Origin of the sequence: Psychromonas sp., assembly GCF_047632955.1 — a bacterium.
Lineage (GTDB): Bacteria > Pseudomonadota > Gammaproteobacteria > Enterobacterales > Psychromonadaceae > Psychromonas.
In genome coordinates this window covers 1-6,844 of record NZ_JBLIED010000075.1, presented here as the reverse complement: position 1 = coordinate 6,844, position 6,844 = coordinate 1, and the positions used below count along the sequence as shown (strand labels likewise).

5 protein-coding genes and 1 pseudogene are annotated in these 6,844 nt (G+C 42.6%); 5 read left to right on the top strand and 1 reads right to left on the bottom strand.

Translation table 11 applies throughout. The features are described 5' to 3' along the window. Both ACJAZP_RS19555 and ACJAZP_RS19550 read left to right on the top strand, forming a co-directional pair. Positions 1–1,925 (top strand): Mur ligase family protein (locus ACJAZP_RS19555; protein WP_415232416.1); only part of this gene is annotated, 1,925 nt, incomplete at its 5' end. A 14-nt stretch (positions 1,926–1,939) separates the two neighbouring features. Continuing rightward, positions 1,940–3,640, top strand: a complete 1,701-nt coding sequence (locus tag ACJAZP_RS19550) for a Mur ligase family protein (protein WP_415232415.1) — start codon at positions 1,940–1,942, stop codon at positions 3,638–3,640. 219 nt (positions 3,641–3,859) lie between these two features. Here ACJAZP_RS19550 and ACJAZP_RS19545 read toward each other — a convergent pair whose 3' ends face one another. Continuing rightward, positions 3,860–4,279, bottom strand: coding sequence for an EAL domain-containing protein (locus tag ACJAZP_RS19545; RefSeq protein WP_415232414.1), 420 nt, complete (start codon positions 4,277–4,279; stop codon positions 3,860–3,862). Between the two features lie 408 nt (positions 4,280–4,687). Here ACJAZP_RS19545 and ACJAZP_RS19540 point away from each other — a divergent pair, with 408 nt between their 5' ends. From ACJAZP_RS19540 to ACJAZP_RS19530, 3 genes and pseudogenes are all read left to right on the top strand, one after another. After that, entirely contained in the window at positions 4,688–4,945 is a 258-nt protein-coding gene (locus tag ACJAZP_RS19540; RefSeq protein ID WP_415232413.1) for a hypothetical protein, read from the top strand. A 33-nt stretch (positions 4,946–4,978) separates the two neighbouring features. Next, positions 4,979–5,914, top strand: a complete 936-nt coding sequence (locus tag ACJAZP_RS19535) for an AAA family ATPase (RefSeq protein ID WP_415232417.1) — start codon at positions 4,979–4,981, stop codon at positions 5,912–5,914. Beyond that, positions 5,915–6,844 (top strand): annotated as a pseudogene (locus ACJAZP_RS19530) (VWA containing CoxE family protein); the annotation flags it as partial. It abuts the gene before it with no gap.

Here is a 6,844-nt window from a genome sequence, read left to right as displayed (position 1 = left end):
AACACGGCACCGGTAAAGCTATTTTAATAGAAAGCTTTTTAACGGGTTACGATCACCGAATGTTAGTAGTGAATAATGAACTAGTGGCGGTTGCTAAACGTGTTCCCGGCCATGTAGTGGGTGATGGTAGCAGAAGTATTGAAGAGCTGGTCGACATAGTTAACTTAGATCCGCGCCGCGGCATAGGCCATGAAAAAGTATTAACTCGATTGGAACTAGATAGCCAAGCCGAACGCCTGATGGATGAAGCTAACTACAATAAACAAACCATATTAGACAAAGACCAGATTTTCTTTTTACGCTCTACAGCGAATTTATCTACAGGCGGCACCGCCATTGATGTCACAGATATGGTGCATCCCGATAACAGAGATATGGCAGTACGCTCCATCAAGGCCATTGGTCTTGACGTAGGTGGAGTGGATTTTTTATCCGACGACATCAGTAAATCGTATAAAGAAATTGGTGGCGGTATTTGCGAATGTAATGCTGCGCCGGGTTTTAGAATGCATGTGGCACCAAGTGAAGGCACACCCAGAGATGTCGCTGGAAAAGTGATCGACATGTTGTTTCCTGTCGGCAGTAAGGCGCGCATTCCTATTGCGGCTATTACTGGGACTAATGGTAAAACCACAACTTCTCGTATGTTAGCCAGCATCATGAAATCGTCTGGATTCACTACGGGTATGACTTCTACAGACGGTGTTTATATTGACGGACATTTAACGGTTAAAGGAGACATGACAGGACCCACTGCTGCACAAATTGTATTGCGTGACCCTAGCGTTGATTTTGCCATTATGGAAACAGCGCGTGGTGGTATTCTCAAACGTGGTTTAGGCTATAACAGTTGTAATGTTGGCGCTTGTATTAATGTTACGGCTGATCATTTGGGACAAAGGGGTATTAATACAGTAGAGCAACTGGCACAAATTAAACGTGTTGTGGTTGAAGTTGCGAAAGATGTAGTGGTGCTGAATGCCGATGATCACCTGTGTTTACAGATGGCAGATTTCTGTGACGCCGAGCGTATCTGTTATGTGACTATGGACTCAGGTCATGGCTTAGTGCGTGAACATATTCGCAGCGGTGGTATGGCAGCGGTACTCGAAAAAGGCATCAACGGCGACATGATCACCATTTATGATAAAGGCGCTCATATACCTTTACTTTGGACCCATTTAATTCCCGCCACAGTTGAAGGTAAGGCGTTGCACAATGTGCAAAATGCCATGTTTGCCGCGGCAATTGCTTATAGTTTTGACACTTCGCTGGAAAATATTCGTCAAGGTTTACGGATTTTCAATACGTCATTCTATCAAGCGCCTGGTCGACTCAATATTTACGATGAACTGCCCTTCAAAGTGATACTCGATTACGCTCACAATCCTGCTGCAATTGCTACGATTACCGACCTCGCAACACGCTTAGATGTGAGTGGGAAACGCCGTATTGTGATGGCTATGCCGGGAGACAGGCGAGATGAAGATGTATTAGCCGTGGCAAATATTACTGCCAAAGGTTTCGATACTTTCATTTGTAAAGCTGACGATGACAGACGAGGACGTGGTCATGATGAAGTGCCACAAATGCTCAAACAAACACTGCTGGATGCTGGTATCGATGAAGCTAACATCCAAGTTATCCCAGCTGAAGAAGAGGCTATCGAGCAAGGTCTAAAAGATTGTAAAAAAGGTGACTTGCTGATTATTTTGGGCGATAACATTACTCGATGTTGGAAACAGATAGTGCATTTTAATAGCGATGCAGACCTAGACAATCAAGATGAAATACCTTCTCAAGATTTCCCTGAAAAACTATTTGAACACGTAGAGCATAAGTTTGAATTAAACGCAGGTGAATCTCTGGTACATGATGAGCGCGGTGTGCGTTTAGTGGTTGAACATGACGAAGATTCTGATTGAGGAAGATTCGAATAATGCGATTAGAACTAGAAGAATCAAGGCGCTTAACGGGTCCTAACCTGATATGGGATCACCCCGGTGCCATTCTTGATGTGTTTATTGAAGGCATCGATAAGCACAAAGTGGTGAATGTTTGGCAGAAGTGGGTTGAAAAGTTGCTAACAGAGTTTAGTTGGCAACAGCAAACTAATTATCGGCTGCATAGTGAAGGGGCAAACTTAGCCCTTAGCGCCCCTATGGATGCCCTTTATTGTGCTTGCGATATTGCTGAGTTGGCTTGGTATTGTGGTGTGACGGAACTAAAAAACGAAACCGAACCCAATTGGCAACAACGCCTAAGTGAATTAAATGTTGAGCTTGCTGAAGAACTCAACCCTGCGCTTATTGCGTTTATGCAAGCAGCGCATAAACATGGAGTGAGTTGCATAATCGATGACGACGATGTCAGCCTAGGTATGGGTAAATCATCACACACTTGGCCGGTGCGTGAATTGCCTGAGTTAAAAGAGATTCAGTGGCAACACTATAAAGACATACCAAGCGCTTTCATCACTGGCACAAATGGCAAGTCAACCAGTGTTCGTTTGGCGTCGCACATCGCTAAAGCCGCTGGTTTTGTGGCTGGGGTCACTTCTACTGATTTTATTCGAGTGGGAGATAACATTATTGATACTGGGGACTATTCAGGTCCCGGTGGTGCCAGAATGTTACTCAGAGACCCACGCACTGAGCTGGCATTTTTAGAGGTGGCGCGGGGGGGAATATTAAGAAGAGGTCTACCCATTGATTCAGTTGCTGCGGCACTTATTACCAATGTTGCCAGTGATCATTTGGGTCAATACGGTATCAATACAGTTGCAGAGTTAGCAGAAACAAAGTTTGTGGTCGCTAAGGGTCTAGATGCGAAAGGTACGTTAGTATTGAACGCCGATAATGATCTTGTTATTGAGCGAGGATTAAAGCTCGATAATAAAATTTGTTGGTACAGCACAGACGAATCCAATGCTTTGATTCAAAACCATTTGAAAACAGGTGGCGCAGCAGTATTTATGCGTAATAACCATATTGTGTATGCCACGGGTAACGTAGAAGAAAACATCGCATCATTAGAACAAGTCCCTATGACGCTTAATGGCGCTGCTCAGCACAATGTGCAAAATGCTTTAGGTGTAGTGGGATTATCTAAAGCTCTTAATTTACCCACAGAGGCCATTAGAGCTGGTTTAAAGGATTTCGGCAGTAACGCAGAAGATAACCCCGGAAGAGGTAATATCTATAATGTTAACGGCATCAAGGTGTTAGTGGATTTTGCCCACAATGAACACAGTATGCGAGCTGTGGTAAAAACCATTAACCAATTGCCTGCTAAACGTAAAATAGTCATGTTCAGTCATGCTGGGGACAGAAGTGATGACGAAATTCGTAATCTCACTTACGCAGTCACCGAGTTAGATGCGAGTTTATATATTGTCACTGAATTAGAGCACTATCTGCGGGGTCGCGAGATAGGTGAAGTTCCGAAAATTGTTGATGAATATCTTCGCAAGCAATTGATCCCCTCAGACAAAATACAAAATGCTGTTGATCCGTTAGCAGGCGCAAAAATAGCCATGAATTTTGCACAACCTGGCGATGTGGTGTTGTTATTTGTATTGTCAGACAGAGAGCAAGTGCATGAATACCTGACCCAATTAGTTAGTCATAGGGTCTACTGACTCAAACTGTAGATCTTGATCACTCTTTAAATTGTTGATATTCAGGTTTGTTAACATTAACGGTTGTTACAATAATATCTGCTTTTCAAAAAGCAGATATTATTCTCGACTAAGAAAACCACACTGTTGCTAATAACAATGAACATTCGAATATGTTTCACGTTTTTTAGATTCTGAACCCTAAGATTTATGGCCGCCAAGTTATATTAGGCTTCCAACTTACAGCCATTGCGGAATATGAATAGCAGGCATCGGTTTTGCAATACCGTAACCTTGAGCTAATTCACAGCCTAGTTGCAATAGAACAGTACCATGCTCAATTGTTTCTACCCCTTCAACAATCACCTCAAGTTGAAAGGCTTTCGCTAAACTGACAACGCCCAAAACAATGGCTAAGTCATCCTCGTTGGTTAACATATATCGTATAAAACTATGGTCTATTTTTATCAGGCTGGCTGGTAAGAGTCTCAGATAGGTAAGGGAAGAATACCCTGTACCAAAATCATCCAGAGCAAAGTGAACACCAAGGTCAATGCAAGCTTGAATGGTCGAAATAATATAGTTGATGTCACTCACTGCGCTGGTTTCTAATATTTCTAATTCCAATAAATGAGTTGGTACATCAGGATGTAGGGCCAATAATGATGCCAAGCGTTTTACAAAGTCAGCTTGCTGGAGTTAGCCGCATCATGTTCAATGCCAACCTTTTTTAAAAAAGGATAAGTCTATACCTGAACTACGCAATATGTGTGGATTGAGAAATGTAGACTGACGTAGTGACAGTTTATATAAGCAATATCTGTCCTTGTGGCCGTCTGTTATGAAAGTGAAGTCGAAGTACAAAAACGCTTTAAATCACATGTGAGCTATTGGCTACATGGCACATAACCTAAACACTCTAAATATTGATAATAAAGATGAATAGCCAGTTGAACTCAAAGCTCAAAGCAGCCTTTGATGTGTATTTGCATGGGTAAGCTATGTAAAAAAACTATGAGGTAAAATTAATGCGGAGCGATGCAAGGTTGATAGTTAAAAGTATTGATAATGTTTATTCATCAGGGTGACAACGCAGCTGATACTATTATAGCCTGTGGGATCACCACCACAGTATTTGTTGTCTTTTTATTAACAGATAGATGGCAAGTACCCGAATATTTGACCCTATGTGATCATCTATATGGGTTTTGGAAGCCAAACCCTTACGACCCCCAAAAGGCAAGTCAAATTGATAACTACAAGCTTTTGGTCAATAGTTTTACTGTGTTTATAGTGATTGGTATTTGTCGCACTTTAGGCGAATAATATTGGATGTTTATCCTAGAGCTGCAGATATCCGTGATTATAAAACACCAAGAAAAAATTGCCTCCCCAGAAATTATTCAAAGCCGTTACGAAGACTTAGGTTACATATGCAGTCATTCAGTCGCCACCGCAATATATTTAGCTTGTCATTTGCAAAAACCGATTCTAATTGAAGGTCCTCCCGGCGTAGGAAAAACCGAATTAGCTAAAGTAACCGCTACCTATCTTAATGCACCACTGATCCGCATGCAGTGTTATGAAGGTCTTGACGAATCAAAGGCACTGTATGAATGGAAATATGGTAAACAGCTGCTTTACACCCAGGTGCTCAAAGAACAACTGGGTGATGTACTTCGAGGCGCGCGGGGTTTGGATGAATCTATCGCCCGCTTGCATGATTTTGGAGACATCTTTTATTCTCAAGAGTTTTTGGAGCCCAGACCATTACTGCAAGCACTGCAGAGTGCAGATGGTGCGGTTTTACTGATAGATGAAATTGACAAGGCCGATCAAGAGTTTGAGGCCTTTTTACTAGAGCTGTTATCTGATTATCAGGTGTCTATCCCAGAAATAGGCACGGTAAAGGCCGTTTCGACTCCCATAGTGATGTTAACCAGTAACAATACTCGGGAGCTCGGAGATGCTCTAAAGCGCCGTTGTTTGCATTTATATATTCCTTTTCCTGATGCCGCTTTAGAAAGTCGTATCTTAGCGACCCAGGTTGAAGGTCTTGATTCGCAGCTAAGAGAGCAAATAGTGGCACTGATTGGCAAACTTAGAGACATGCCTTTGAAAAAATCACCTGCTGTCAGTGAAACTATCGATTGGGCAAGGGCGCTGCTTTTACTCAATGTTGAGGACCTTGACTCACATTGGGTTAAAGAAACCTTGAATTTATTACTGAAATTTCAGGATGATATTGAGTTGGTCGAACCAGAAATTAAAGCCTTGTTGAAGGGTTTACGCTAGGTGCGTTTTGTTGCCGACTTTATAGGTGCACTGCGTGAAGCGGGTCTTCAGGTGTCGCCAGCCGAATCCTTGGATGCGCTAAAAGCTATTAAGTTGTTAGGACTTGAGAGTCGCGAGACATCCAAAACTGTCTTAGCTTTGACCTTGGTTAAGCGACAGGCTGATCAAGTGATGTATGAGGAGTTGTTCGACCTATATTTTGCGGGTGTTGAAAAAGCCAAAGCGTCGAATAAAGAGTTGAATAAGGAGTCAAATAAAGAGGCGGATAAAAGCGAGAGCGAGTCATCTGAGAGTGCGCTAGATGCAAAGAGTAACCCGAGCTCTAGCCAAGCTGATATGTCAGATGGAAAAGGGATGCAAACTAGCCCACGTTCATTATTGGGGCAGGCTCTAGGTGAAAATAAAGATATGAGTTTGGCAATCACGCAGGCTGCTATAGACGAGAAACTGTCTTCCATTGTTTTGTTTACTCAAAAAAATCACTTCGCTTATAAAATAATGCAACGCCTCGGAGATGAAGCTTTAAGCGCTGAAATCCGTTCGCAAGCGAACAGTCTTGAACACAAAAGCAGTCTTGAACACAAAAGCAGTCTTGAACACAAAAGCAGTCCTGAACATAAAAGCAGTCCTGAACATAAAAGAAAGCAGCGTGAATTAGTGAAGGCTCGGGCACGTCTGCTTGATCAAGTGAAAGATTATGTAGAGCAGCAGTATGGGATTTTTGCTCAACATAAAGGCCTGAAGTACCGTGAGGAATATCTACAGCAGGCAAAGTTAAGCCAGCTTGATCGTCTCGATTATATATTAATGCAACGTTTGGTACAGCGAGCCGCACGGAAATTAGCTTCGCAACATAGTCGTAAACGTTTAACCCGTAAACGGGGTCAGTTGGACGTGCGCAAAACTATCGCCGCCAATGCTGCTTTTGAT

What these genes read in the sequence shown, in the direction of transcription:
- ACJAZP_RS19550 (WP_415232415.1), top strand. Translation starts at nt 1,940, where the DNA reads ATGCGATTAGAACTAGAAGAATCAAGGCGCTTAACGGGTCCTAACCTG.
- ACJAZP_RS19540 (WP_415232413.1), top strand. Translation starts at nt 4,688, where the DNA reads ATGTTTATTCATCAGGGTGACAACGCAGCTGATACTATTATAGCCTGT.